Origin of the sequence: Pseudomonas sp. GM48, assembly GCF_000282335.1 — a bacterium.
GTDB lineage: Bacteria > Pseudomonadota > Gammaproteobacteria > Pseudomonadales > Pseudomonadaceae > Aquipseudomonas.
Window position 1 is genome coordinate 32,744 of sequence record NZ_AKJM01000064.1, and the last position, 25,615, is coordinate 58,358.

12 protein-coding genes are annotated in these 25,615 nt (G+C 58.2%); 8 read left to right on the forward strand and 4 right to left on the reverse strand.

Translation table 11 applies throughout. The features are described 5' to 3' along the window. Window positions 1-8 precede the first annotated feature (8 nt). The 3 genes from PMI28_RS16515 to PMI28_RS16505 form a co-directional block, all read right to left on the reverse strand. Window positions 9-2,861, reverse strand: coding sequence for an RHS repeat-associated core domain-containing protein (locus tag PMI28_RS16515; RefSeq protein ID WP_033063272.1), 2,853 nt, complete (start codon window positions 2,859-2,861; stop codon window positions 9-11). After that, window positions 2,858-7,480: a SpvB/TcaC N-terminal domain-containing protein gene (locus PMI28_RS16510; protein ID WP_007986120.1), complete on the reverse strand. Its 4,623-nt coding sequence runs from the start codon at window positions 7,478-7,480 to the stop codon at window positions 2,858-2,860. Before PMI28_RS16510 ends, PMI28_RS16515 begins: the two co-directional genes overlap by 4 nt. A gap of 209 nt (window positions 7,481-7,689) precedes the next feature. After that, window positions 7,690-9,213: a fumarate hydratase gene (locus tag PMI28_RS16505; RefSeq protein WP_007986121.1), complete on the reverse strand. Its 1,524-nt coding sequence runs from the start codon at window positions 9,211-9,213 to the stop codon at window positions 7,690-7,692. 501 nt (window positions 9,214-9,714) lie between these two features. On the opposite strand from PMI28_RS16505, the gene PMI28_RS16500 reads away from it, so the two are divergent. The 3 genes from PMI28_RS16500 (at window position 9,715) to PMI28_RS16490 (ending at window position 12,645) form a co-directional block, all read left to right on the forward strand. Further along, window positions 9,715-10,821, forward strand: a complete 1,107-nt coding sequence (locus PMI28_RS16500; RefSeq protein ID WP_007986122.1) for a GGDEF domain-containing protein — start codon at window positions 9,715-9,717, stop codon at window positions 10,819-10,821. After that, window positions 10,814-11,749: an iron-sulfur-binding ferredoxin reductase gene (locus PMI28_RS16495; protein WP_007986123.1), complete on the forward strand. Its 936-nt coding sequence runs from the start codon at window positions 10,814-10,816 to the stop codon at window positions 11,747-11,749. Before PMI28_RS16500 ends, PMI28_RS16495 begins: the two co-directional genes overlap by 8 nt. A gap of 146 nt (window positions 11,750-11,895) precedes the next feature. Continuing rightward, window positions 11,896-12,645, forward strand: a complete 750-nt coding sequence (locus PMI28_RS16490) for an enoyl-CoA hydratase-related protein (RefSeq protein ID WP_007986124.1) — start codon at window positions 11,896-11,898, stop codon at window positions 12,643-12,645. Window positions 12,646-12,837: 192 nt separating this feature from the next. On the opposite strand, the gene pyk is transcribed toward PMI28_RS16490, so the two are convergent. Then, a complete protein-coding gene (pyk, locus tag PMI28_RS16485; protein WP_007986125.1) occupies window positions 12,838-14,289 on the reverse strand; it encodes a pyruvate kinase in 1,452 nt (483 codons plus the stop codon). A gap of 170 nt (window positions 14,290-14,459) precedes the next feature. On the opposite strand from pyk, the gene PMI28_RS16480 reads away from it, so the two are divergent. From PMI28_RS16480 to PMI28_RS16460, 5 genes are all read left to right on the forward strand, one after another. Beyond that, window positions 14,460-14,843: a tetratricopeptide repeat protein gene (locus PMI28_RS16480; RefSeq protein ID WP_007986127.1), complete on the forward strand. Its 384-nt coding sequence runs from the start codon at window positions 14,460-14,462 to the stop codon at window positions 14,841-14,843. Window positions 14,844-15,074: 231 nt separating this feature from the next. Next, window positions 15,075-15,434: a PilZ domain-containing protein gene (locus PMI28_RS16475; RefSeq protein ID WP_007986128.1), complete on the forward strand. Its 360-nt coding sequence runs from the start codon at window positions 15,075-15,077 to the stop codon at window positions 15,432-15,434. 249 nt (window positions 15,435-15,683) lie between these two features. After that, window positions 15,684-16,025, forward strand: a complete 342-nt coding sequence (locus PMI28_RS16470) for a hypothetical protein (protein ID WP_007986129.1) — start codon at window positions 15,684-15,686, stop codon at window positions 16,023-16,025. Between the two features lie 147 nt (window positions 16,026-16,172). After that, window positions 16,173-20,873, forward strand: coding sequence for a Tc toxin subunit A (locus PMI28_RS16465; protein WP_007986130.1), 4,701 nt, complete (start codon window positions 16,173-16,175; stop codon window positions 20,871-20,873). 92 nt (window positions 20,874-20,965) lie between these two features. Then, complete coding sequence (locus tag PMI28_RS16460; RefSeq protein WP_007986133.1) at window positions 20,966-25,558, forward strand: neuraminidase-like domain-containing protein; 4,593 nt, start codon at window positions 20,966-20,968, stop codon at window positions 25,556-25,558. The last annotated feature ends 57 nt before the right edge of the window (window positions 25,559-25,615 follow it).

A 25,615-nucleotide genomic window follows, 5' to 3' on the forward strand; every position in this document is an offset into this window, starting at 1 on the left:
AAGACGGTTCACAATGGTCTTCTCCAAGACGCAAGGTCCCCACTTCGGATGAATCGCCCCAATGCGAGTTTTCTGTTTGTTTTTTCAATTGTATGTTGGTCGAATTCTTTGCCAGAAAAACTGGCGACGATGTTTTCAATTGCTGGGCCGATTTCATTGTCGATTCGCTTGTAGACGTCTGTCAGTAATCCGGGGCCGACCATGGATGACATGATCTTGAAGCGGCCGACTGGTTCTTGATGAAGGATGCCCTCTCCGATGAAGTCGTTATCATCGTTGTATTGCTTTAAGTCAAAAATTTTATTGTAACGCGCGACCATTTCTTTAGAGATTTCTTTTAATACCGTGTTTCCCGGGTGCGCAGCAAACGAACTGTTATTTATATATACGCCCGGGTGTGTTGATGCCGCTTCCCAAGGTACAGAAACGGGTGGCAAAGTGCGCAGCTCGTCTGGCTCTGCGCCGATTGATCGGTCGCCCAATCTAAGGTGCATATCTGTATCGTCGTGAAAGTAGTAGTCATCGACATCAGAGTAAATTCCCCCTTTTTTCTCCACGATAAACATCCGCAAGACATCTACCGCATGGGCAAAATTGAGAGGAGATCCGGACCTGAAATCGTTGTAAATAGTAGCTGTTTGACTGTTTTGGAAGTCGTTGAAAAGTTCGCTGCCTCTCAGAGGGATGAAATCGTGAATTTTCAGTTCTTCTACTATGTTTGAGAAATTGTCTTCCTTGGCTGAATCCAGGTAGAGATGTACCTTGTACCCATCTGCTTGCGTAGCGGTGTTATTGATGTTGTCAGTAAGAGGTTTCAGTTTGTTTGCATCTTCCCCTACCCATATAAGATGAATGTCTTTATTAATCGCTGTTCTGACGTTTCCAAAAAGGTCTATGTAAGAAATAGGGTTGTTTCCAGTCATCCTGTAGAGATTAAGCCCATCTATATTCCCCGCCGGATCCGGATTTATCCACCGCCCCAGCCACCCCGCGTAATACCGGGCGCCATAGTAATAAAGCCCACTGGCATCCCGCTCCTTGCCCGAATACCGAATGGTCTTGTAATCGGCATCGACCTTCGAGCGGGCAGCCCACCATGCCGTGCCCCCGTTGGGGTAATAACCCTCGTGACTGATGGCGGCGGCCTGTTGATCCAGCTCCAGGCAACTGGAGCCCAGGTGATCATCGATGCTGTAGCGCAGTTGACCGTTATCGATACCGTCCGGTGGCCCTTTGACCCAATGCAGGCACCGCACGCTGCCATGGGCCAGTTGAACGTGAATAACCTGAAGCTCTTCGCCGTCGTCGGCGGTGCGCACTTCCAGGCCCGGGAGATAGTGCACAACATCTTGATGGGTCACAGTGCGGGCCTGTCGGGTGCTGAACTTGACGGCCCGCTCTCCGGCAGCGTTGTAGCGATACCATTCGCCGTCACTAATCCCACTCGGGCGCTGGACATTGATGACGCTTTGCAACTGATTGCGCGCATCCCAGGTCATCGGTTGGGTGCTTGACGCCAGGTATTGCAAGTTGCCGTTTGCATCGAAGTGACGGCTGAAGTCGGGAACGGCCACACCCTCATTCCATGACAAGGCGCGGTTGCTCTGGGGATCGACGTACATTTGGCGACTGAACGGATTTTTATCACTCTCATGGCGCAACAATGTCCGGTTGCCACCAGCGTCGTACTCGTAATATTCGCTGTAGTTGAGCAATCGGGTGGGGTCGATGGGGCTGGGGATGTTCAGCTCCGGTAATCCCGGGTTCTGGCCCGCACCCGCCGTTTCACGCCCCTTGGCGCTGGTCAGTTGATAGAGGCTGTCGTAGGTATAGGCATTCTCGGCAGCCACGCGCTGATTGTCGAAATAGCTGTCCGCCTGTGTGTGATCCACCAGCCGGAGGATGTTGCCAACCGGGTCGTACTCGTAACTCATTTCCTGCAAGCGCCGGCGTGTCGAGGTGGTCGCGGTCAGGCATTCCAGTCGTCCGTTTTCAGGCTGGTAGCTGGCAACGTTGGTGACGTTGTTGCCGGCAATCTGAGTGAGCAATTGTCCTGCGGCGTTGTAGTCGGCAGCTCTGAGTAACGGCTGTAATGCCTTGCCCTTGAGCGTCAGGTCGATACGTTGCAGTTGCCCGGCGCGGTCAAATTTGAATTGTTGTAAATGACCGCCAGCATCAATCTGCTCTAACACTTCGCCTGACGGACCGTACCTGGATTCGCTGGTATAGCCTTCGCCCGGTTGCAGCAACAGGTCGCGATCCACCTCGTTCGCTGGCCAATTGGCGGACACTCCGGCCTGATCCGGCAGGAAACGCCGGGTCTGGCAGACCAGCCCGCCATTCAGGGCGACCTGTCGAAACCAAACCGTACCGGACGAATCGTCATGGCGGATCAAACTCCCGCACTGGTTGCGCTCGGCGAACTCAGCCGAATTGTCGGCATACGTCAGGCGTTCGACGGTGCGTAAGCCCGCGCCCAAGGCGTATTCATGGAGAGCGATGGGCCGGCGCAGGTCGTCGTACTCGTTCTGCCAATGACTGCCTCGGCCATCCCATTGCTCAAGCACTTGTCCGGTTTCCCCCGTCAGGCTCAGACGCCATCCCGCATCGACGCTGTCAGTCAACAGCGCCGCGCCCGACAGGCTGAAAAGCGTTGTCTGGTTTGATCGGGTTGCTGCTGAAGAAAACCGTGGATCGCGCTGAGCCACTAACCTTCCGGCGACATCATTTTGCTGAGTAGAAATTCGCGCAACGGGTTTGTCAGACACCACTGCGCGAAGATAGGCGACTTGCCGTACCGCCATGCCACGACCGTCTGTTGCAGCCAGTGCTGGCGTACGGCGATGGATGTTTGAGTTCAATGGATTGTCCAGTTGGACCGCCGTTGTACGGGTGGCGGGTCAAACAAGTCGTTCTCATCGAACGCGATGGTGTACCAGGTGCGATAGCGCTGTTCGCGGCGCAGCGGTTTTTCTTGCGGCGGGTTGCCCTGCAGCATTTTTTTCGCCAGCACGGTGTTGGTCGGCCGACCGGCCGCGTCGTAGAACTGCTGGTCGTGATAACCGGATTCACGGATCGCCGCATCATTGATGTAACGGTACGCGCTGGCGAAGTACGGCCGATAGATACGCACCGTCTCGCCTTTATTGTTGTACTCGACCCGTTCGCTGACTCGCCAGCGCCGGGCCGCCTGTTCTTCCTTGGGACGGCCGTCTTCGTTGAGGTCAAGCTCTCCTTTGTCGTTCACCACCCAGGCCATACCGGGTTCCACTTCCTGTTTGGCTTGCAGCGCACGCCCGAAACCATCCCAGCAGGCGATGGCCGCGCGGATTTGCAGCTCTGGATCGCCGGGGTAGCGGTCGGCCTGCAAGGTGACGACGTGCACGGGTTCCCTATGAGCTTCGTCGACGTATTGCTGAAGTGTTTGCTCATTCGCTGAAGGGTTTTGCAAGCCCTCAAGATGTACGCGGGCGCGGCTGCAGAGGTGGCCGTCGGGTAATACAAAACCTTTGGCGCGGGCCCAGTCCAGCCAAGGGGCGGGGGCAGTCCGGGGAACTTCGCCCATCCAGCTGAACGGTGCGGAAAATGTGGCCGTGGCAAAGTTGCCAATGGCCTTGTGCTTGTCGGCGATAGCCCCGGCCGGCGTGCGATCCTCGGGTGGCTCGTAGCCGCTGAGAGGGTCGAAACCAACCTCGACCCCCAGTTCGGTACCGTAGAAACTGGTTACCAGCACTTCGCCGAACGCGTTGTAGCGCGCCTCCTGGGTATTGCGATTAGGGTCCTCGATACCGGCAGGCAGAAACGAACGGTAGTCGATGTCGAGGATGCGCGTGGTGCAACCGTCCGGCAGCGTGACGTCCGTGGTCAGGCACCAGTGGTCGTCATAGGCGACGCTGGTGATGCCATGGCTTTTGGTCTGCTGGAATTTTTCGACGTTATAAAAACCTGTGAGGCTGTGATAGGTGGGGAAGCTTTTGCGTACTGACCACAGGTAGTCCTTGGCTTCATTGGAGTTGGCGGGTGGACTTGCTTCAGGCACAGGCAAGAACAGATCCATGATGTGGTAGCCAACCTCAGGTGATTCGAGTTTCTCCTTGAGGTTGAACGGCATATTGCCGTTTTCGTCCTTGAGCTTGTCATAGGCGCTCAGGGCGGTGGCATCCAGCTCGGCGGTTTCCACGTAGTCGGGCAGGGCGTTGAAGATCAGTTTGTCCGGGTCCAGCAAATTGCCCGTGTCCGGATCCTGATAGCGCTGCAATGACAAACCGGTCAGCACCGCTCTGGCTGACCAGGCCCCACTATCCGCGCTCCAGCCAAGGAATTTTTCGTGGTTGATGTCGACGGGCTTGAGTTCGTTTTTTTCCAGAACCAGCGCATTGCCGCGCTGACGATAAGGCAGGCCCAGACGCCAGCCATCAAAGTCTTCCAGATGGTGGTACTCGGCCTTGGCCTGGGTCAGATACCAGCACTGTTGAGCTTTGTCATGGGCGTCCAGCCACCACCTGTTTTCGTAGTCTTCATCGCTTTCGTCACCGTGTGTAGCGACGGCGAAGGGCGGGGTGTCCTTGTCTGTTTTACGCCGGGCGTAGTGCACGACAAAACCGTGGGTCAGGCCGCCGAATTTGTCCCAGTCCAGATTGATCGTGTGTTGAATCAGCGGGTCATCGGCCACTTGCGGTTCGTACTGGTAGGCGATGCTTTCCAGCGCCAGCGGTTGCAGTACGGCGTAAGGATGATGGTTGCCCTTGGGCCGGAGTTCACGCACCAGAAAGCGGTTCTCCTGTACGGTGTAGGGCACCGCTGTTGCGGGATCATCGTCGGCGGCGAAGACTTCCGTGTGCAGCACTGAGCCACTGAGTGCGCGGGCCATTTCGCGGGCGAGGTCTTCATCGGGATCGATCAGGCGACCCGCCGCATCGTTGAGGTGATACTCGTGCAGCGATGTTGCCTTCAGCGACACTGCGTGCGGATCACCGCGGTAATACCCGTCGTCGCCCATGTCAACGGCACGTCCGGTATGGAACCAGGTCTTGCTGAGGATTGGCGCAGTAAAACCCGGGTTCGCGCGTTCGGCGACTGAGGCTTCGGTATCGGTTTGCAGCAGCAGGCCGAAACCACGGAATTCACGCTCGACGCTGTCGTAAAAACCTTGGCGGTAGCTGAAACTCTGGGTCAGGCGATTGCCGGTAATTTCATCGAGTTGGGTTTGCTGGCTGACCAGATGCATGGCGAACGGCAGGTGCGACACCGGCGCCTTGCCCGCCGCAATCAGCTCGGCCTTTTCGTCCAGCCATTCCTGGGCCGAACTGCGGTAACTCACACCCGTCACGGTGCCCATATTGTTGTGGCTGGCATTCACCAGATACGGCTTGGCACTGACGAAATCGTAACGCCAGTGCCGGGGTTCCATATGCGCAACGGTCAGGATCAGACTGGAGCAGCCAAGCCCTTGCAGATCGGCGATGCTCACCTGGCAGAGGCGGTCGTAACGCACACCCTCGGGCCAAGGCATATCGACTGACACCTGATTGAAGCCATTGCCGCCATGGTTCATGAACACCCGGAAATGGTCGGACTCGAGGTAGATCAGATCAGCGGCACCGGAGCCGTCCAGGTCCGCCAGTCGCACCCGCGAAGCATCGAATTCGGCGTAGTCGAAGGGCAAGGCGCAAAGCACAAAGCCTTTGCCGAATTTGCCATGACCCAGGTTCGGCCAGCATTTGACTTCGTTGTGGCGGATGCGGATCAAGTGCTGCGCACCGCTGCCCAGTGGGTCGCTGAACGCCACCAGTTCAGTCTGGGCATTGCTCAACAGCGGCAGAGAGTCGTCATCGTGAGGAACGTCGGCACCTTGGCTGAACCCGATTTCACGACGGCTTGAATACAGTCGCACGCTGCGGGGGCCGATCAGTGCCAGATCAGTCAGACCGTCACCGACCAGATCCGCCAGTTGCGCCATCGGATGAAAAAACTCCGTGGGGAACGCATCGTAGGCCACGAAGTTCGACCAAGAGCGGTCGGGATTGAGGGTGAAGAACCCGGACAGACCGGGACGGGCGATTACCCAGTCGAGCTTGCCATCGCCAGTCAGGTCACTCAGGGACTGGCGAATCGGTTTGCTGCTATCGGCCACGGGAATGCCGGGCAATGCCTCCCAGTCGCCATAACTCACGTCGTTGCCACCGGTGGCGGCGCGCAACGGTTCGCGGTAGTACCAGGCCTTGTCACTGCTGAACAGCACCCCTGGCATTCCCTCGCCGTACAAATCCACCAACTGGTAACGCTGACCGTCATTCAGGCCGGGCATCGGGGCAAACGCTGCCCAGCCTTGATGCGCCGGATCGGCTTCGAAGCGGTTGTAGAAGAACTCCATGGGCGGGCGACTTTCCATCTGCCCCAGGTTGTCATACGCCTGAATGTGAGCGGCCGTCAGATGGTTGTAGCCCAAGGGGCTCTGACGGTGTTCGAGCAGCAGGCGCTGGACCAGCACCGGTTCGGTCCCCAGCTCATCGGTAAATTGATGAAACATCAGCACCTGCCGGCACAGTCGCCGGTTACCCAATTCGAAGCCGTAGGCGTAGTTCCAGAACGGGTCGCTGCGGACCTGCCATTCACCGGCGGGCTGGTAGGGCGGTACTTGCGTCAGGTCGGCGCTGCGTTCGCCATAGTCGAACAGCAAGTGGAAATGCCATTGCACATCTTTCCAGCCATTGGCACTCCAGGAGTACAAGTCGGCGGATGCCTGGGCATTGCCGTACAAAACCTTGTGCAGGTAGCGCTGGGCACGGTAATCGCGAAATTGCGGAGCGGCCGGCGCGTCGGTTTCAGCCTTGTATTCGTACACCACGTGTTCGCCGCGCAAGTTGAGGCTTTCGTCGATCAACCAGACCCCGACATGGCTTTTGTCATTGGGATTGGCCCGGCGCGAGGCCTGGGTTTTGCCGTAGCAGTGCAGGCTGCCGTCGGCGCCATGGATCAACCAGAAGCCGGCGGGGTTGTCCACGTCGTCGACTTTGCTCCAGTGCTCAATCAGATCAAACCCACCTTCAACCCGCGGCCAGTAACGCACGACGCGGTGCTTGCCGAGGTTTTTGACGGCGTTGTACTCCGACACTTCTCTGAAAATGACCTGGCCGTCGTCACTCTTCTCGGGCATCCACACATCACCACCAGGCCCCATCACCAGATCATTGCCGTCGTATTTCGGCACGCCCTTGGTGGTGCGCAGGGTGATGGCGTTGGTGGTCAGGCGCCAGCCGATGCCGAACGGGCTGTTGCCGACATCGCTGCTGTAGCCCAGGCCCAAGGCCGGGACCATGTCACGGTTGGGGGCTTTGCTGATCGGCAGCGGCAACTCCAGCGATGCCGCACCGCTGGTGCCGACAGCGCCCCAGCCCTTGCCGATGCTCTGGATTGCGCCACCACCCTTGGGAAGGGCCGGTGCGTTGATTTCGAGGGTGCCCTGCTGTTCTGTGGCCATGGATGTGTCCGCCGTGACAGAAATTACATCGATTGCGTTCAAGCTATCAGCGGTACTGGTTGCTGTAACCTGTCAGATCTGACAGGTCATCCCACTTTCCTTAGAACAATCGATGTGCTCGTTCCTGCCATCGATTACTTTTTGGCCGGCGTAAAAAAACCGGCCTGTCGTTGCCGACAGGCCGGTTTTCACTGTGCCGTGGTCAGTGCTTACTGCACTTCCACCGCCAGGCTTTCACTGATCTTTTTCTGCCAGATGGCGGGACCGGTGATGTGGACCGACTCGCCCTTGCTGTCGACCGCAACAGTCACCGGCATGTCCTTGACCTCGAACTCGTAGATCGCTTCCATGCCCAGTTCGGCAAACGCCAGCACCTTGGACTTCTTGATCGCCTGGGCGACCAGGTAAGCGGCGCCGCCGACGGCCATCAGGTACACGGCCTTGCTGTCCTTGATCGCTTCGATCGCGGTCGGGCCGCGCTCGGACTTGCCGATCATGCCCAGCAAACCGGTCTGCTCGAGGATCTGACGGGTGAACTTGTCCATCCGCGTCGCGGTGGTAGGACCTGCCGGGCCAACCACTTCGTCACCGACCGGATCGACCGGGCCGACGTAGTAGATGAAGCGACCCTTGAGGTCCACCGGCAGGGTTTCGCCCTTGTTCAGCATCTCGACCATGCGCTTGTGCGCAGCGTCGCGACCGGTGAGCATCTTGCCGTTGAGCAGGACGGTTTCGCCCGGCTTCCAGCTCTGCACGTCTTCCGGGGTCAGGGTGTCGAGGTTGACGCGACGGGCCGACGGGCCGGCTTCCCAGACGATTTCCGGGTAGGCGTCCAGCGGTGGCGCTTCCAGCGAGGCCGGGCCGGAGCCGTCGAGCACGAAGTGCGCGTGACGGGTGGCGGCGCAGTTCGGGATCATGCACACCGGCAGGGACGCGGCGTGGGTCGGGTAATCCATGATCTTCACGTCGAGCACGGTGGTCAGGCCACCGAGGCCCTGGGCACCGATGCCCAACTGGTTGACCTTCTCGAACAGCTCCAGGCGCATTTCTTCAATACGGTTCTGCGGGCCGCGAGCTTTGAGCTCATGAATGTCGATGGATTCCATCAACACTTCCTTGGCCATCACAGCGGCTTTCTCGGCGGTGCCGCCGATGCCGATGCCGAGCATGCCCGGTGGGCACCAGCCGGCGCCCATGGTTGGCACGGTCTTCAGAACCCAGTCGACGATCGAGTCGGACGGGTTGAGCATGGCCATCTTCGACTTGTTTTCGGAGCCGCCGCCCTTGGCTGCCACGTCCACTTCCACGGTGTTACCCGGAACGATGGAGTAGTGGATGACTGCCGGGGTGTTGTCCTTGGTGTTCTTGCGAGCGCCCGCCGGGTCGGCGAGGATCGAAGCACGCAGGACGTTTTCCGGCAGGTTGTAGGCGCGACGCACGCCTTCGTTGATCATGTCGTCCAGGCCCATGGTGGCGCCATCCCAGCGCACATCCATGCCCACGCGGACAAACACGGTGACGATACCGGTGTCCTGGCAGATCGGGCGGTGGCCGGTGGCGCACATGCGCGAGTTGATCAGGATTTGCGCCATGGAGTCACGGGCTGCCGGCGATTCTTCGCGCAGGTAGGCCTCGTGCATCGCCTGGATGAAATCCACGGGGTGGTAGTAGGAAATGAATTGCAGGGCGTCGGCAACGCTCTGAATCAGGTCGTCTTGCTTGATCACGGTCATGAGTCGCGCTCCTCTAAAAGACGGGAACATTCAATAAGGTGCTTGCAGCTTGGGTGCATCGGTCGGTTGCAAGCACCTTTCAAGGCACGCCGGGCATGCTGGCGCGACGCTAAAAAGGCGCGGCAGTATAGCGCGCATCAAAGGCCTGCACACGCGCCGGTAGTCAATCGTTGGTCGTATAGGGGCAGCTACAAGCGGCAAGTTTGAAGCGACAAGTCAAAGCGCATGACCGTTGTGGCGAGGGAGCTTGCTCCCGTTCGGCTGCGAAGCAGTCGTAAATCTAACGGCGCGATACCCCTGAAAGAATGCCGGGGGCCGCTTCGCAGCCCTGCGGGAGCAAGCTCCCTCGCCACAGGATTATCGCAACAAAGGGTTGTCGTTGTGACGCCAGTTATTCATCCCGAAAATTGAATGGTCATTTATCGGCCACGCCACTAAAGTGACATACGGTCTGTAGAGTAGGACGCTCTGTCAGTCTTCTTTCATTTGGTGAGTCAACGATTGACCCAAAACGCCATCCAGCGCCTGTTGCTCAAACGTTTCGCCCTTGCGGCCGGCACCTATGCCCTGGCCTTGCTGTTGCTTTGGCTGGCATTTTTCACTGGTCACTACGACGCGCCGCTTTCCAGTGTCGTCATCGGCAGCACGCTGGTGGTGATCAGCCAGGCCACCCTGTTCGCGGTGTTTTACAGCGGCTGCAACCTGCGCTTCGCCGACCCCAGCCTGACCGAGGCACAAGTGTTGGTGGGGCTGGGCTGGCAAACCTGGCTGATCGCCCATCTGGACGAAGCCCGGGGTGCGTTTCTGGTGTTTTACGTCCTGATCCTGCTGTTTGGCCTGTTCCATCTGTCGCGCCGATCCTTTGTGCGTTGCGCGTTGCTGGTGTTTCTCAGTTTCAGTGCGATAACGCTGTGGGAGGGCTACCACTTCCAACTGCCCGACCCGGCCATGGCGGTGTTGCAGGTCTGCGTGCTGTTCATCGTGCTGGTGTGGCTGGTGCTGTATGCCCGCCATGTCCAGGCCTCGCGAAAGCGTATGCGCCAGCGGCGTTTTGCGTTGCAGGCGCACCAGGACACTCTGCGGGGAATGATGCGCCAGCTCGAAGGCCTGGTGGCCACCGATGAGCTCACAGGCCTGTTCAATCGCCGGCACTTCCTGCGCCTGGCGTCCCGCGAGCTGAAGGCCATGGAGGCGGGTGTCGTGCATGGCCTGGCGCTGATCGACCTCGACCATTTCAAGCGCATCAACGACCTGTACGGTCATGCCGCAGGTGATCAGGTCCTGCAAGCCTTTGCCGGCGTTGCCACTGCGTGCCTGCGCGACGGTGACGTTCTGGCCCGCTACGGCGGCGAAGAGTTCGTGGTGCTGCTTCCCGACTGCGACGCCGACAGTTTGACTTCGTGCTGCGAGCGGCTGCGCATCGCGTTCACCGATGTCGAGTTGATCGGTCTGAATGTGCGTAACCTCAGCCTGTCCGCCGGCATGACCCTGCTGGAGCTGGGCGACGACCTCGATGACGCCCTGCAACAGGCCGATCAGGCGCTCTATCGCGCCAAGCGTGACGGTCGCAACCGATGCGCGGCGGCGTGGGAGAACATCGATGCCTGAGCTGCGGGTTGGCGAGCGGCACTGGTCGGTGGCGGCGGGCAGCAATCTGCTCGACGCGTTGAATCAGAACGGCGTGGCGGTGCCTTACAGTTGCCGCGCCGGCAGTTGCCATGCGTGCCTGGTGCAATGTGTGCGGGGCCTGCCGAGCGACAGCCGCCCCGATGCCCTGAGTGTACAGCAGCGTGAACAGGGCTGGCGCCTGGCGTGCCAGTGCCAGGTGGTCGAGGACTTGCAAGTGCACGCCTTCGACCCGCAGCTCGATGGCCAGCCGGCCGAGGTCGCAGCGGTCGATTGGCTGAGCACCACGGTGCTGCGCTTGCGGGTCATCCCGCAGCGGTCATTGCGCTATAGCGCCGGCCAGCACCTGGTGTTGTGGACAGGCAACGTGGCGCGGCCGTATTCCCTCGCCAGCCTGCCGCAAGAAGACCGTTTTCTGGAGTTCCATCTCGATTGCCGTCAGCCCGGGGAGTTCAGCGATGCAGCCAGGCAAATGCAGATCGGCGATCCGATCCGTCTCGGTGAATTGCGCGGCGGCGCCTTGCATTACGATCCGGACTGGCACGCCCGGCCGTTGTGGTTGATGGCGGCCGGCACCGGGTTGGGGCCATTGTTTGGTGTGCTGCGCGAAGCGCTGCGCCAGGATCACCAGGGCGCCATTCGCGTCATTCACCTGGCCCATGATGCCGATGAACACTATCTGGCCAAACCTCTGCAGGCCATGGCCGCCAGCCGTCCGAACCTGAGTATCGAGCTGTGGACCCCGGCCGGGTTGCCAGCGGATTTGGCGCAACTGCGGCTTGTTTCCCGGCAAACCCTGGCCTTACTCTGCGGAGCCCCCGACAGTGTCGACGCCTTCGCCCGGCGCCTGTACCTGGCGGGATTGCCGCGCAATCAACTGCTGGCCGATGTATTCCTGCCCCGTGGTTGAGCGCTGAATCCGCTGTTGTGGCGAGCGAGCTTGCTCGCGCTTGAGTGCGCAGCGCTCACAGGTTTTTTGGGCCGCTGCGCAGCCCGGCGCGAGCAAGCTCGCTCGCCACAATGAAATCTTCTGACCTCGCACCGCTGAGACCTGCCATGACCGATGCCATCCAAGTTGAACGCGAACGCGGCCTGTTGACCCTGCGCCTGAATCGCCCGGACAAGAAAAACGCCCTGACCCGCGCCATGTACAGCCACCTGGCCGAAGCGCTGAAACAGGCCGACTGCGACCCCGAGATCAATGCCGTACTGATCAGCGGCTCTGCCGAGTGTTTCACCGCCGGCAACGACATCGCCGACTTCATCCAGCAACCACCGACCAGCCTCGACAGCCCGGTGTTCCAGTTCATGCTCAACCTGCTCGAATGTCGCAAACCGGTGATCGCCGCCGTGGCCGGGGCGGCGGTGGGCATTGGCACGACGATGCTGCTGCATTGCGATCTGGTCTACGTCAGCCGTGATGCGCGGTTGCGCATGCCGTTCGTCAACCTTGGTTTGTGTCCTGAGTTCGGTTCCAGCCTGATCCTGCCGCGTCTGCTCGGGCAGGCTAAAGCGGCAGAGTTGTTGCTGCTGGGCGAGGGTTTCAGCGGTGAACAGGCGGCTGCGTGGGGCATTGCCAATGAAGCCTTGGGCAGTGGCGAAGAAGCCTTGGCCAAGGCGCGGGAAATGGCCTTGCGCTTTGAGGGCTTGCCGCCGGAAGCGGTGCGCATCAGCAAGCAATTGATGAAAGCGCCGGACCGGGAGCGGTTGCGCAAGGTGATTGAAGAGGAGGGGGCGTTGTTTACCCAGCGGCTGCGTTCGCCGGAGGCGTTGGCGGCGTTGACCGGGTTCATCAAGCGGCATTGAGTTTTTCGCTGACTGTACCGGCCTCTTCGCGGGCAAGCCCGCTCCCACACTGGATTTATGGTGTCCACAAGATCCCTGTGGGAGCGGGCTTGCTCGCGAAGGGGCCGGATCAGGCTAGACAAAAAAAGGATAAGAATGCAAAAAGCCCCGCCATTCACATGGCGGGGCTTTTGTTTTTCAGCAGCCGGTCACTCAGACCATCGGATCGCCAACGTGCAGGATTTTCATGCCGTTGGTGCCGCCGGTGGTGTGATAGCTGTCGCCCTTGGTCAGGATGACCCAGTCGCCTTTCTCGACCACGCCACGCTTGACCAGCTCGTCGATCGCCTTCTGGCTCACTTCGTTCGGCGCCAGCGAAGCCGGATCGAACGGGATGGTGTACACGCCACGGAACATTGCCGCGCGAGCCTGGGCTTCGCGGTGCGGGGTGAACGCGTAGATCGGCACCGAGGAACGGATGCGCGACATGATCAGCGGGGTGTAACCACTTTCGGTCAGAGCGATGATCGCCTTCACGCCCGGGAAGTGGTTGGCGGTGTACATGGTCGCCAGTGCGATGCTTTCGTCGCAGCGCTCGAACTCTTTGCCGATGCGGTGGCTGGAGGTCTTGCTGGTCGGGTGCTTTTCGGCACCGATGCAGATGCGCGCCATGGCCTGAACGGCTTCCAGCGGGTACAGGCCAGCGGCACTTTCGGCCGAGAGCATCACGGCGTCGGTGTAGTCGAGCACGGCGTTGGCTACGTCGGACACTTCGGCGCGGGTTGGCATCGGGTTCTGGATCATCGACTCCATCATCTGGGTCGCGACGATCACCGCCTTGTTGTGGCGGCGAGCGTGCAGAATGATCTTCTTCTGGATGCCCACCAGTTCGGCGTCGCCGATTTCCACACCCAGGTCACCACGGGCAACCATCACCGCGTCGGACGCCTTGATCAGGCCGTCGAGGGTTTCGTCATCGGCCACGGCTTCGGCGCGTTCGATCTTCGCCACCAGCCAGGCAGTGCCGCCGGCTTCGTCGCGCAGTTGACGGGCGTATTCCATGTCGGCGGCGTCACGCGGGAAGGACACCGCGAGGTAGTCGACTTCCATTTCCGCAGCGAGCTTGATGTCGGCCTTGTCTTTTTCAGTCAGGGCCGGAGCAGTCAGGCCGCCACCGCGACGGTTGATGCCTTTATGGTCGGACAGCGGGCCGCCGATGGTCACGGTGCAGTTCAGTTCGGTGGCTGTGGCGGTATCGACGCGCATCACTACGCGACCGTCGTCGAGCAGCAGCTCGTCGCCCACGCCGCAGTCCTTGACCAGGTCCGGGTAGTCGATGCCGACCACTTGCTGGTTGCCTTCGGTCAGAGGATGGCTGGTGGAGAAGGTGAATTGATCACCGATCTTCAGCTCGATCTTCTTGTTGGCGAATTTGGCGATACGGATTTTCGGGCCTTGCAGGTCACCCAGCAGGGCGACGAATCGGCCGTGCTTGGCGGCGAGGTCACGCACCAGCTTCGCGCGAGCCTTGTGCTCGTCGGGGGTGCCGTGGGAGAAGTTCAGGCGGGCGACGTCCAGGCCAGCCAGAATCAGCTGTTCGAGAACTTCCGGCGAGTTACTGGCCGGGCCAAGGGTGGCGACGATTTTGGTACGACGGACGGACATGCAAAGACTCCTGAGTTCAAGCGCTGAGTGAGGCTACTATGCTCCGAAGTTGTAGTCATTGTTCGAATGCACTACTTATCGCTTTCTTTATTGAACGTAGCGACTTTGCATCTGGGGCCTGAAGATTTCCGACCACAGGTCGATACAGGGTTCAAGACAGGAGATCCCCCATGCGATTCGTGCTCGTTGCCGCCCTTGCCCTCAGTGCCCTCAGTGTCACGGGTTGCACCCGTTGGTCGATGAACCATCATTTGAACAATGCCTATAGCGCCTATGACCGGGGCAATTGCGAGCAGGTGATGCTTGAACTGTCCAAGGTCGAACGCGACAGCCGCGCGCGGCCTTATGTGTGGCCGGAGGTGTCGATGATGCGCGGCCTGTGCCTGGAGCGGCAGAAGATGTTCATCGACGCGGCCCAGACCTACCAGTTCATCATCGCCGCGTATCCGCAAAGCGAATACGCCTACCGTGCCCACGCCCGCCTGGAAACCTTGCAGAGCCTTGGCCACTACCCGACGCGCAGTGCAGCAGCGGCAAAACCGACGCAGTTCTGATGGCGGCAGCCTTCTAATCGCCGCTTCGGCGGCGGGGGTGAGCTATAGTCGAAGGAACCGGTTTGGAGCCTGATCTCTGAATCGGGGCAACACCTGTGACCGGCACAAGCAGGACTCTGCGCTACAAGGACTGGCGCACCGGGAGCGGGGAGAGCGGGCAACGACACATGCGTACCCGTTCCGAAGCAGTAGTGCGGCTCTGCTTAAGGGCCTTGCATAGCGAAATTGCACATGTTCACCGACCGCCGAATCGAGCGGCATCAACTGCCGTACTTCCTGAAAGTGTTCAACGGTATCACCGGTAAACCCATCGGCTATCTGGGCAATGTCTCCGACGACGGGTTGATGCTGATCAGCCAGCTGCCGATGATGATCGGCGCGGACTTCAACCTGCGCCTGAAAATTCCCGCCAGCGAAGGTGGCCAGCGGATCATCGACCTGCAGGCCTGTTGCCTGTGGTGCCACGAAGACGCAACCCCCCAACATTACGACGCCGGATTCAGCCTGCAACGGGCTCCGCCGGAATATGGGCAATTGGTTGAGGCGTTGAAGCAGTACTTCAGTTTTCAGACGTTGCCTGCTTCGGCCTGACTTGAAGTGTTGAAAGCTTTGTGATCGAGTCCCTTCCACATATTCAATTACCTGTGTCCATGGTTCCTGTTTACGGCATCGACCAGCCGAGAGGCGGACTTGTTCGCGAGGGCGTCAGCACCAACTCCAATTGAAGATCGATATACCGATCGTCTGAACTGTCATTTGTTACAGGTGTTTTTGCGTCGCGAAGGCGGTAGCAATGACACCGTGCAATGACTGGTTGTTCTACGAATGGAGATTGGAAAAATGGCAAACCTTCAAGAAGATCCACGCCCGTTAGTTGATATCAGACCGCCCAATGTCAACAGCCCTCTGAGTGGGCAGGTTTATAGTTCGCCCGTGACTATCGACATAATTCCAGGGGAGGGAGGTCATTACAGAGCCAAGAACTTTAAAATCCACGTTCACTATAACGGACCATGGATAGAGAGCAGAGATGTTGATTCAGGCCCCTTTACTCAGGCAATGGATCCGGGCCCTCATGAGTTGCATACCCAGGCCAAATGGTTCAACGACAAGGATAAAGACGAATCCGATTGGGTATTCATCAAATACTTTTATGTATTGACCCCACCCAAGACGCTCTAGTTTGCAGAAAAACTACTCAGGAAAGATTCGCTTTCGAACGCGCTGCAATTCTTACCGTTCGTCGTGACTGTCATTTATGACAGGTATTTGGCATTGGGCTCTTCGGGTATATCTGAATCCATCGCTAATGACTGCCGGAGAGTCAGCATGAACCAGGACACTCGCCCTTCACCCCTTTCACAGCTGTTCGACTCGACAGTCGGTCGGAAGCGGATCGCAGAAACGGCGCAAGGCCAGCGCTTCCTCGAAGAGAACCGTTCAGTCTTGCAGTTGGTGAAGTTGGGGCATCAGGGACTGATGAACACCTTTGAGCTCTCCAGCCCCGAGGCAAGTGTTCTGCTGGATAAAGCCAATAGCGTGTTGGTGCACCTTGCGCGCCAGTACCGTAACCATCGATTGACCCGCTATACACCGCGAAACTCCTTGCATGAAACCGGTATTCGCTCCTTGGTGGAAGGTCCCGACTATCACCGTTTGTTCAAGCTGGCCTGGGGAAATACCACGCCTGTGGGCAGTCTGGATGCCAATGATTCGCCCGCCGCTTACTTCGTGGAGTTGTATCGCAAGGCTCTTGAACTGGAAGAGCGCCAGGCAAGTGGCGGCCAGAAAATAAAGCTGCAGAATCGGCGTCCTGACCTCGCAACACGTGAAATCAATCCGGAAATGGCCTATCGGATCACCCCGACGGTGGTGCTGGTCAATGAGGTGCTCGATCGCATCATCGAAGATCATGCCGCCGCCTGGGGGCTGGAAAATGAGGTGGTTGATGATCGGCTGCTTAACACCCGATACCCAATGACCACGTTGCCGTTCGAGTGGTACCAGGAGCAATGGGACTACGTGCTGAAACAGAACGATCTGTCCCTGGGCGATGTGGTGCGTATTGCGGATCCGGATTCTCCTTATTTCAAGAATCCGGGCGCTCACGGAAGCTGTTCGGATAACGCGATGCGCCAGTCCAGCGGACTTGGCCCGGCCATGCAGGCGATATTGCTGGAGGACCGCTACAGATTTGATGCTGCATCACAGAGCGCTGAGTCGAACCCGTATATAGACCCTCGCACGGGCCGTATTGACGCCGACCCGGAAACCACCAATGCGCAGTTCTTCCAGAACAACTTCGGCGCAAGTTACGATGATTTGCAGGATGTGGTGAAGTTCTGTACCCACACCTCGATGGATTCAGACACGCTGGCCAGCCTGCTGTCGATTGAGCGTTACGCGCCCACGGTTTCTCCTAACGCGCCAACACTTGCTGTGCCAAAACCCAATATTTTCGGCTCGGTGTTCATCAATGCCGATGGTAATGAGCCTGCAATCGGGGTGACCGAATCCAGGACAGACGATATAGAAAGAAGGCTCGCAAACGCTACGCAGCGCCGATTCGACCTGATCAACCGGATGCTTCGACTGGCCAGGCGCATTGATTTGCCCTACGACGAATGCGATCGCCTGGTGGTTGCGGCCATACGCGCCGAACGACGCGCCCCGGTTGGAGATGAGTCCGAAGAATTAACCGCGACTCAACCCTACAAAATCAGCGGCAATACCTTGAGGGCCATCGGTCTTTTCCAGGAGTTTCGTCGCCACTACAACTGTTCGGCGGAAGATTTTGCAGCGCTGATCGACGAAATGAGCGCATTTGGCCGGGGCGAGAAAAAGTCCCAGTTTGATCGTGTGTTCAACGCACAATCGTTGTTCGAAACGCCACTTCAGCTCGACGGTGGGGCTTTTGCCATTCACCCGCAAACAGAGATTGATCGACGCACGGTTGACCAGATTTGCAGTGGCCTTGGCATCAATCTGGAAACCTGGCGTTATCTGGCCAGGGTCGTCGCGGAGTGCTATGGCCTGCGCGGCGAACTGACGCGCAGTTTGCCGATTCTTTCGAGCCTGTACCGGGTGGTGCGGCTGGCCTCGTTCTGCGGTATCACTTCCATCGAACTGGCTGCGCTGCTGGAGACCATGAGCCCCAATGGCAGCGATTGGTTACGTGAACTGTTGGGCGCGCCGCGCATCAGCGGTTACCGGACTATTACCAAGGCCGACGTGTTGAATGTGCTGCATGCGGTGCATTCCTGTATCGAATGGTGTCGCGAAAACGATCTGGAGGTGATCTGGCTGGTGCAACACGTGGCACCGGTTGTGGTTCCGGTCTTTGCCTCGGAAGCAGAGCTGACATTGTTGCAGGAACTGCGCAAGCGGCTGGAACCGACCCGGTTGAGTGAGGAGGCGCTGTTGGGGGCGGGGGTTCCGCCGCTTGCCGTCAGCCTGGGCAACGACTGGCTGACGCTTCTGGACCAATTGGTGGATGAGAAGGGATTGGTGCTCAGCGGCCATGCCACTGATGAAGAGGCTTACGAAACGTTCGCCAAGGGCGAGATCGACGGGGCAGTCGAGTTAGCGCAGATTGATGTCACCCAGGTGGAACGGGTCAAGGCCACGATTCTGGCCATACTGCTGCAAACGCGTGCGGCGCAGAGCGCTGTCGTTCAGGAGAGCCTGTCGGTTTACCTGAATATTGCGCAAGACCTGGCGCTGGTCGTCTTGCGTTGGGTCGAGTCGGGCGGGGTTTACCTGCTGCTCAACGAAACCATGCGTGTGTTGGGCGCCGGGACGATGGCCCAACCGAGCATTGAGCTTGGTGACGACATTCTGAAAGTGTTGGCTCACCTGGTCCGGCGCACTGCGGTAGTGAAAAAACTGGCGCTGAGTTCGGCGATGTTGACCACACTTACCACCCAGGAGCACTGGCGCTGGTTTGGGCTGCGGCAAATAGAAGAATTGACCCTCAACTCGTTCTACCTGTTGACCATCTACGGTAGGGCGGTAGTGCACACCGAGGAGCCGGCCGAGAAGCTGCTGGCATACTTGAAACTGTTGAATGACCTTCCCGCTCAACTGACTCCGGAAGACCTGCGCCTGATTCGCGACGCGGCAGCGAGTTCACTGGCGCAGGCGCTCAAGTGGGGTATCAAGGAGGTCCTGGAATGCGCTAACTACCTGAACCCCGAAAAACCACTGATTCGCGAATTATCCCAACTTGATTTCGTTATTCGCGCACGGGGCTTTGCGGCTAAGACCGGCCTGGATGCCAATGCCATTCTGACGTTGGGCGCGCTCAGTCCGGAGAGTGATGTCGTCAGTTGCCGTCAGGCGGCAGAACATGCCCTGCAATGCTTGTCCGAGTCGGCCATCCAGAGCAAGGCGCTGGAGTTCGGTGAGGTAGGGCAAAGTGTTGCGGGCAGCATGACCGTCTCCCACCAACAGCTGATCTGCAATGCCCCGGGCGAGTATTCAAGGGTCGAGGTGACGTTGCGGGACTTTCAGAACGAGCCTTTGTCCAACGTCACCGTGACCTGGGAGTGCGAACGCAGCGGCTTGCAGGATCTGGAGTCGATCACAGACCACGAGGGACGAGCCGGTGTGCGCTTCAAGGCCGGTAGCTGGATGGGCCTGGCCACGGTAGTTGCCCGGTATGGCCTGGGGCAGCGGGTCTACGCGGAGCCGATCTTGATCGACTGTGATGAAGACTCCCTCGACTACTCGCTAAGTGATACCAGCCAACCTCCCTTTGGCGAGAAACTGGCCGGTGATCTCGAATACCTGGAACTGCAAGTCAGGCTGGTGGATCGGTTTGACAATTTTGCCATCGATCGCCCTGTTCGGTGGGGATGTACGGCCGGGCACCTGGATCCGGTGGTGTCTTATACCGACAAGGACGGTTTTGCCCGCACTCGAGTGCGTAGCCGCTCACCCGAAAACAACATCACTGTGACCGCGCAGTACGCGGACAAGGACTTGCTCAAGTTCGAGAACATCAAGTTCGTCGATCAGCCACGTGTTGTTGTGCTGGAGGCGATTTCACCCGCCGTGGCAGGACTTCCGCTGGAGCTGCGTTGCAAAGTCATTGGCCTGGATGGGCGTCCGGTCAAAGATGTGGAAGTTGCGTGGCTTCAGGACACGACGCCGCTTCCATCCAGCACTACCAACGAGGACGGCGAAGCAACGTGCACTGTCGCTAATATTGCCAAAGGTACATTTGTATTCAAGGCGACTGTCACCGGCGGCAGTATGACGCGCGAAATCGATGTGGCCGGTGGCGCGGTGATTTACGGGCAAGCGGTTGATTACCTGCTGCCCGTGGCAGGTTCTGACCGGCCCAGCCTGTTGTGGGTCGAGGTCAGGGAAGCGGCGAACAACGATGCCCATCCGATTGCGCGTTATCCGATTACCTGGAAGGTTGTCTATGAGGATGCCCAACCAGGTGATGATCCTCTGCCCGAAGAGCGGGTGGCAACAGATGCCAAAGGCCGCTCGACCTTTCCGTTCCTGGCCGACAAGCCTGGCCAATACACCGTAACGGCCACCGGTGACAGCGGTTCGAAGACATTCAATCTTGAAGTAGTCGAACCCCTGAAGTGGAGCATCAAGCTGATCGATACCACTTTCACCCCTGTCGAGGAAACGATTGAGCCGAACACTACGCTCAACTTCATCCGCGGACACAAGTACCGGCTTGAGCTCACACCAGAAACCAACCTCGATCTCACAGGCGCACGGGCCGCGTTGGGCTGGAGTGGCGCGTTCTCCGCCAAGGCGATGGGGATGACATTCGCACCATTGACCGGGGCCTACACCGATGTGGTCGGCGACACCATGTGCTGGACCATCGATTGCGCGGACCTGCGCAGCGGTGAATTCGAATTGACCTGGTTGTGCAACAGGGTTGACCAGTCTTTGGTGTTGAAGGGGTATTTGGGTACCGAGGGGGCACAATCGGAATGGGGTTTCAAAGGTCATTCCTTTTTAGTAGTCACTAATCCGCTATCGCAAGAAGACGCCTGACTGCGCGCTGGTTACTGCCTGCGCTGAAAAAAACATTGAGGCCGACTTCGCGGTAAGTGCGACTGGGTCATGGCCATGAAAGGAGAGTTGCGATGAACAAACCCGTTATCGGAGCATTGGCAGAGCGTCGTCGTAGTGCATTGGTGGATTACTACCGAAGTCACGTCGCAGCCACCCAGGATCAACGTCGTGAGCAGCCTCTCAACCTGACGACCATTGACGACGTCCAACAGTATCTGTTGATGGACACACAGATGACTGCCAAGGTCGATACCTCGCCGCTGGCCGAAGCTATTGCCTGCTTGCAGCGTTATCTGGGGCGAATCTATTCGAAGATGGAGCCCGGCTACAGCGATAAATTTACCGCGGATGAGTTGGAGTACTGGCACAAACGCTTGTGCAATATCAGCGATTGGGCGGGTTATCAGATGCTTGAGGACTATCCGGAAAACTACATTTCTCCGGGGTTGCGCCTGAAAAAAACCAAGTCGTTTACCGAGCTTGAAAACAACTTGTCCCAGGCCCGCATCAGCGACGCATCGGTGCAGGCAGCGCTCTATGAACACCTGGGCAAGTTCGAGAAAATCTGCAACTTGAAGTTGATATCCGCGTATATCGATAGCACCGACAAACCATCGGCTGATCCGAACGAGCCGACCTTCAAGAACGCCCACTACTACTTTATCGGCCGGCAGACGGAGCAGCCTTACTCCTACTTCTGGCGCAAGGTCCGGGTGTACATCAACGAGAAAAACAAGGACCAGGACTACCTCAATCCAGCGGCCTGGAGCGAATGGGAGGAGTTGGTGCTGCCTGCTGGGCTCGAGGTGCTGGCGGTGCGCCCGGTGGTGTTCGGTGGGCGGCTGAGCCTTGTGTATATCGAAGGCGAACAAGCCAAGGATGAAAAGGACAAGGACGGCAACATCACTAAACCCGGTGCCTGGACTGTGGAGGCCAAGTTGTCGTGGCTGGACTTGAGCGGCATCTGGTCGACGCCGGTCAGCTTGCGCAAGGAAGAGTTCGCCGTTCTGGACAAGGATGCCATACGTTTGGTGGCGGTAACGGTTGCAGGCCCTCGCAAAGACATCGATGACTGGCTGGCCGTAAGTTTCACTTCTCTTAGTGTTGCGCCGGCTGCACAAGCCTGGCGCGCTGACACCGTACCAGGGTGGCTGTTTGCTTGTGTGGATGCCTATTCGCAGCCGCAACCGGTCAAGGTCGCTACGTTGCAAAGCTGGTCTGGCGGACGATTCAAAGACCAACGCTCGTTGCAGCACAAAGTAACTCGTGACGAGTATGCGTCGCTGAATCGGGAGCTTCGGGCTCCGGCGAGTGGTGGAACCATCGAGGGCGATCTCAGCGGTACGCTGGGAGTGAATCTTAACTTCAGCAGCCAGTTGGATGACAAAGGCGTCATTCAGAATCGCCTGCAGGTTCAAGGTTTGTGTCAAGCATCAAGAACCGATTTCGATTTGAAAGAAATCGTCCTGCTTTCTCAGCATAGATTTAATGGTTTGTTTGCCTTTTTCGAGGTTTCATACGAGGGGCCCACATCGGTACTGTTGACCTGCCATCTGCAAACTATACCGACTAAAGTCGAGCTGCTGTTCAAGGACATGGAGGAAAAGGAGTCTGTGTTGGGCGTTATCGAGGCCCATGACTTTGCTTACGTCAATGGCTGGCTCCGGGCGACGAAAGTGATCGAGTTGACTCAAGCGCACCTGGAGCAGCTGGCGCTAAGGCGGCCTGATGAAGCGTTAAGTGGCGCTGGTATGTCGATCCGCACCGGCCTCGGTGCGGCCCGATTCAACGATATGGTGAACAAGCTTTCAGTCAACGCAAAACCGCAACACCTCGGCTTCGGCTTGAAACTCTTTGATGGGAATACTCAGCTCAAGGCCCAGAATTTTGCCTTTGATCTGGAGCATTGGTATGCCTCCGGCTGGATTGAATATCCATGGCAGGGCGATCCGGCGGGCAAGACGTTGAGCGTGACCTGGGGTGATGACAACGGTACCCGAGGGCGTGACAAATACGACGTCACCATCTATCAGGCGCCCGCAGCCAGTAGCTTGCCACTGCTCGACACACAGGCTTCGGGTGCACAGTTTCTGGATTTGCAGTCGCTGGGTTTGTCCAATTTACGCTGGGTTCGGCTTAATTCGCCGTTTGGGCCGGTACTGAAATCGAAAGTGGCGGTGTCGATTGATGAGCTGCTGTCTTGGGAGACCCAGCACAGTCTAGAGCCTGCTCCGGAAGGCGCAGTGGGCAGTTATGCATCGGAGCCGATGGATTTCAAAAGTGCCCATGGCGTTTTCTATTGGGAACTGTTTTTCCATCTACCGTTCCTGGTTGCCCATCGGTTGTGCGAGGAACGCAACTATCTGGAGTCTCAACGCTGGTTTCATTACCTCTTCGACCCACAAAACAAACGTGAAAAAGATATGCCGGTCGAAGAAGGTCACTGGTACTGCCGGCCGTTGCTTGAACCCGGTTATGCCGGTGCCGAAGCCGACAACCTGGTGGACCCGGACGCCATGGCGTACGCCTGTCCGGTCATCTATCGCAAGACCATCTTCATGAGGTACGTGCGCTGCATTCTTGCCCACGCCGACTCGTTGTACCGTCGCTTGACCCGGGACGATCTGGTGGCGGCCAAGTTGTTGTATGAACGGGCACTGGCGCTGCTCGGCCCCAAACCTGATGTCGCACCCATGAGTCATTGGGTGCCGAAGTCGGTGACAGATATCCTCAACCCCGGCGCAGCTCGCGCCCCCTCGAAACTGGAGCTGTTTGAGCAGTCGATTGAGGTCAATGTCGCTAACCTGCCCGAACGGGTGGTGGGAACTCCGCAGTTGGCAGGCCTTGAACTCGATGAGTTCCGCCCAGCGACCAACGAGATGCTGCTGGACTTGTGGCGGCATATCGAACAATGCGTGTCGAACATGGCGAATAACCTGACTATCGACGGCAAACCGATGTGGTTACCGTTGTTCGCGCCGCCGACCAATCCACTGGATTTGCTCCGCGCACAGGCCGGTGGCTCATCGGGTGCTTCGCGCAGTGCCGGTGGCTGGTTGAATATTCCGCATTACCGTTTCCGCACGATGTTGGCCTCGTCGCAAAATGCGGTGCAGACCTTGATGCGATTCGGTCAGCAGGTGCTGCAATTCATGGAGCAGCGTGATCGTGGGCAATTGGAGGAGTTACAACAAAGCCATTTGATTGAGTTGAGCGCGTTTGCCAGGGAGATACAGGAAGCGACGATCGATCAGTTGAAGGCAGCAAAAGACGGGTTGGGGAAAAGCAAGGCAGTGCTTGAAAAGCGTGAGAATTATTACAAGGAGCAGCAGGCGTCAGGTTTGCTGGCGCTGGAAATGTGTGGCGATCGCCTGGGAATAGCAGGCCGGTTACTGGGGGCTGCGGCGTTCATTCCCGAGGTAGCTGCCGGAGGTGCAACACTGGCGGGAAAAGTTGGAACGTCGGGCGGTACAGTGGGTCCGTTACCAACGGCTTTCGCAACGAAAGAGACAGGAGACGCAGGTGCACCCATGCGCAGTACAGCATCTGAACTAACAGGATTAGGGGCGCTTTCATTTGCGGCATCCGAGGCTCTGCGTGTGACCGCTTACTACAATCGCCGTGCCGCCGAATGGAGTTTTCAAGAACAACAGGCCACCGCAGAAATAGACGTTATCGACGAGCAGATCCTCGCCCAGAATCATGCAATTGCCGCCGCCGAGGCCAGTTTGCGCCAAGCCAAAAAGAGCGCCGAGCAGGCCCAGGCGATCTACTCGTTCCACAAAACCCGAACCACTAATGTCGAATTGTATCGCTGGTTGCTGAGCCAGATGGCCACCCACTACTACCAGGCGCATGACGCCGTGGTCGGGCTGTGCCTGAGCGCCCAGGCTTCCTGGCAATACGAAATGGGCGATTACGACACCACCTTCGTGCGCCCCAACGTGTGGATGGACAACTATCACGGCTTGATGGCCGGCGAGTCCATGGCCCTGGACCTATTGCGCATGGAGTCAGCTTTTCTCCATCGTCACGAACGGCGCCTGGAGTTGGTCAAGACCATTTCCCTGCGTCAACTGTTCGATGCCAATGCCAAGGATGATCCGGCTCAGGATGACTGGGCTGAGGTCCTGAAAAAATTCAAGGACGAGGGAAGCCTGGATTTCGAGCTCCCCCAGAAGCTGTTCGATTGCAACTATCCGGGCCATTACTGCCGACAGATCACCACCGTGGATGTAACGCTGCCGGTAGTGTTGGGACCTTATCAGGATGTGCGGCTGATCCTCACCCAGGTATCGAGCACGACGGCCGTCAAACCTGTTGTGTCATCGCTGGATTACCTCTATGCGCCCAATGCGTCGCACACGCCACCGGACATCAAACTCAACTTGCGTAACAGCCAGCAAATTGCAGTGTCCACCGGTATCGACGATAGCGGCCAGCACATGATGAATTTTGGTGATGAGCGCTACCAGCCTTTCGAAGGAACCGGTGCCGTATCGAAGTGGAAGCTCGAGTTGCCGATGGGCAAAGAAGACAAGCAAGAGGCTCTGAAGGATAGCCTGACGGACATCATCGTGCGTGTTCGCTACCTTGCCTTCATGGGGAACACTACGTACCGGGAAAAAGTTCTGGACAAACTTAAATCAGTTTCCAAGAGCTGAATGGCTGATCTCTGAGCAGTGCACCGGCATCAGATATTGAGGCCGGGCAATACCAAC

What these genes read in the sequence shown, in the direction of transcription:
- PMI28_RS16495 (WP_007986123.1), top strand. Translation starts at nt 10,814, where the DNA reads ATGCCTGAGCTGCGGGTTGGCGAGCGGCACTGGTCGGTGGCGGCGGGC.
- PMI28_RS16465 (WP_007986130.1), top strand. Translation starts at nt 16,173, where the DNA reads ATGAACCAGGACACTCGCCCTTCACCCCTTTCACAGCTGTTCGACTCG.
- PMI28_RS16510 (WP_007986120.1), bottom strand. Translation starts at nt 7,480, where the DNA reads ATGGCCACAGAACAGCAGGGCACCCTCGAAATCAACGCACCGGCCCTT.
- PMI28_RS16475 (WP_007986128.1), top strand. Translation starts at nt 15,075, where the DNA reads ATGTTCACCGACCGCCGAATCGAGCGGCATCAACTGCCGTACTTCCTG.
- PMI28_RS16470 (WP_007986129.1), top strand. Translation starts at nt 15,684, where the DNA reads ATGGCAAACCTTCAAGAAGATCCACGCCCGTTAGTTGATATCAGACCG.
- PMI28_RS16480 (WP_007986127.1), top strand. Translation starts at nt 14,460, where the DNA reads ATGCGATTCGTGCTCGTTGCCGCCCTTGCCCTCAGTGCCCTCAGTGTC.
- PMI28_RS16460 (WP_007986133.1), top strand. Translation starts at nt 20,966, where the DNA reads ATGAACAAACCCGTTATCGGAGCATTGGCAGAGCGTCGTCGTAGTGCA.
- PMI28_RS16490 (WP_007986124.1), top strand. Translation starts at nt 11,896, where the DNA reads ATGACCGATGCCATCCAAGTTGAACGCGAACGCGGCCTGTTGACCCTG.
- PMI28_RS16505 (WP_007986121.1), bottom strand. Translation starts at nt 9,213, where the DNA reads ATGACCGTGATCAAGCAAGACGACCTGATTCAGAGCGTTGCCGACGCC.
- pyk (WP_007986125.1), bottom strand. Translation starts at nt 14,289, where the DNA reads ATGTCCGTCCGTCGTACCAAAATCGTCGCCACCCTTGGCCCGGCCAGT.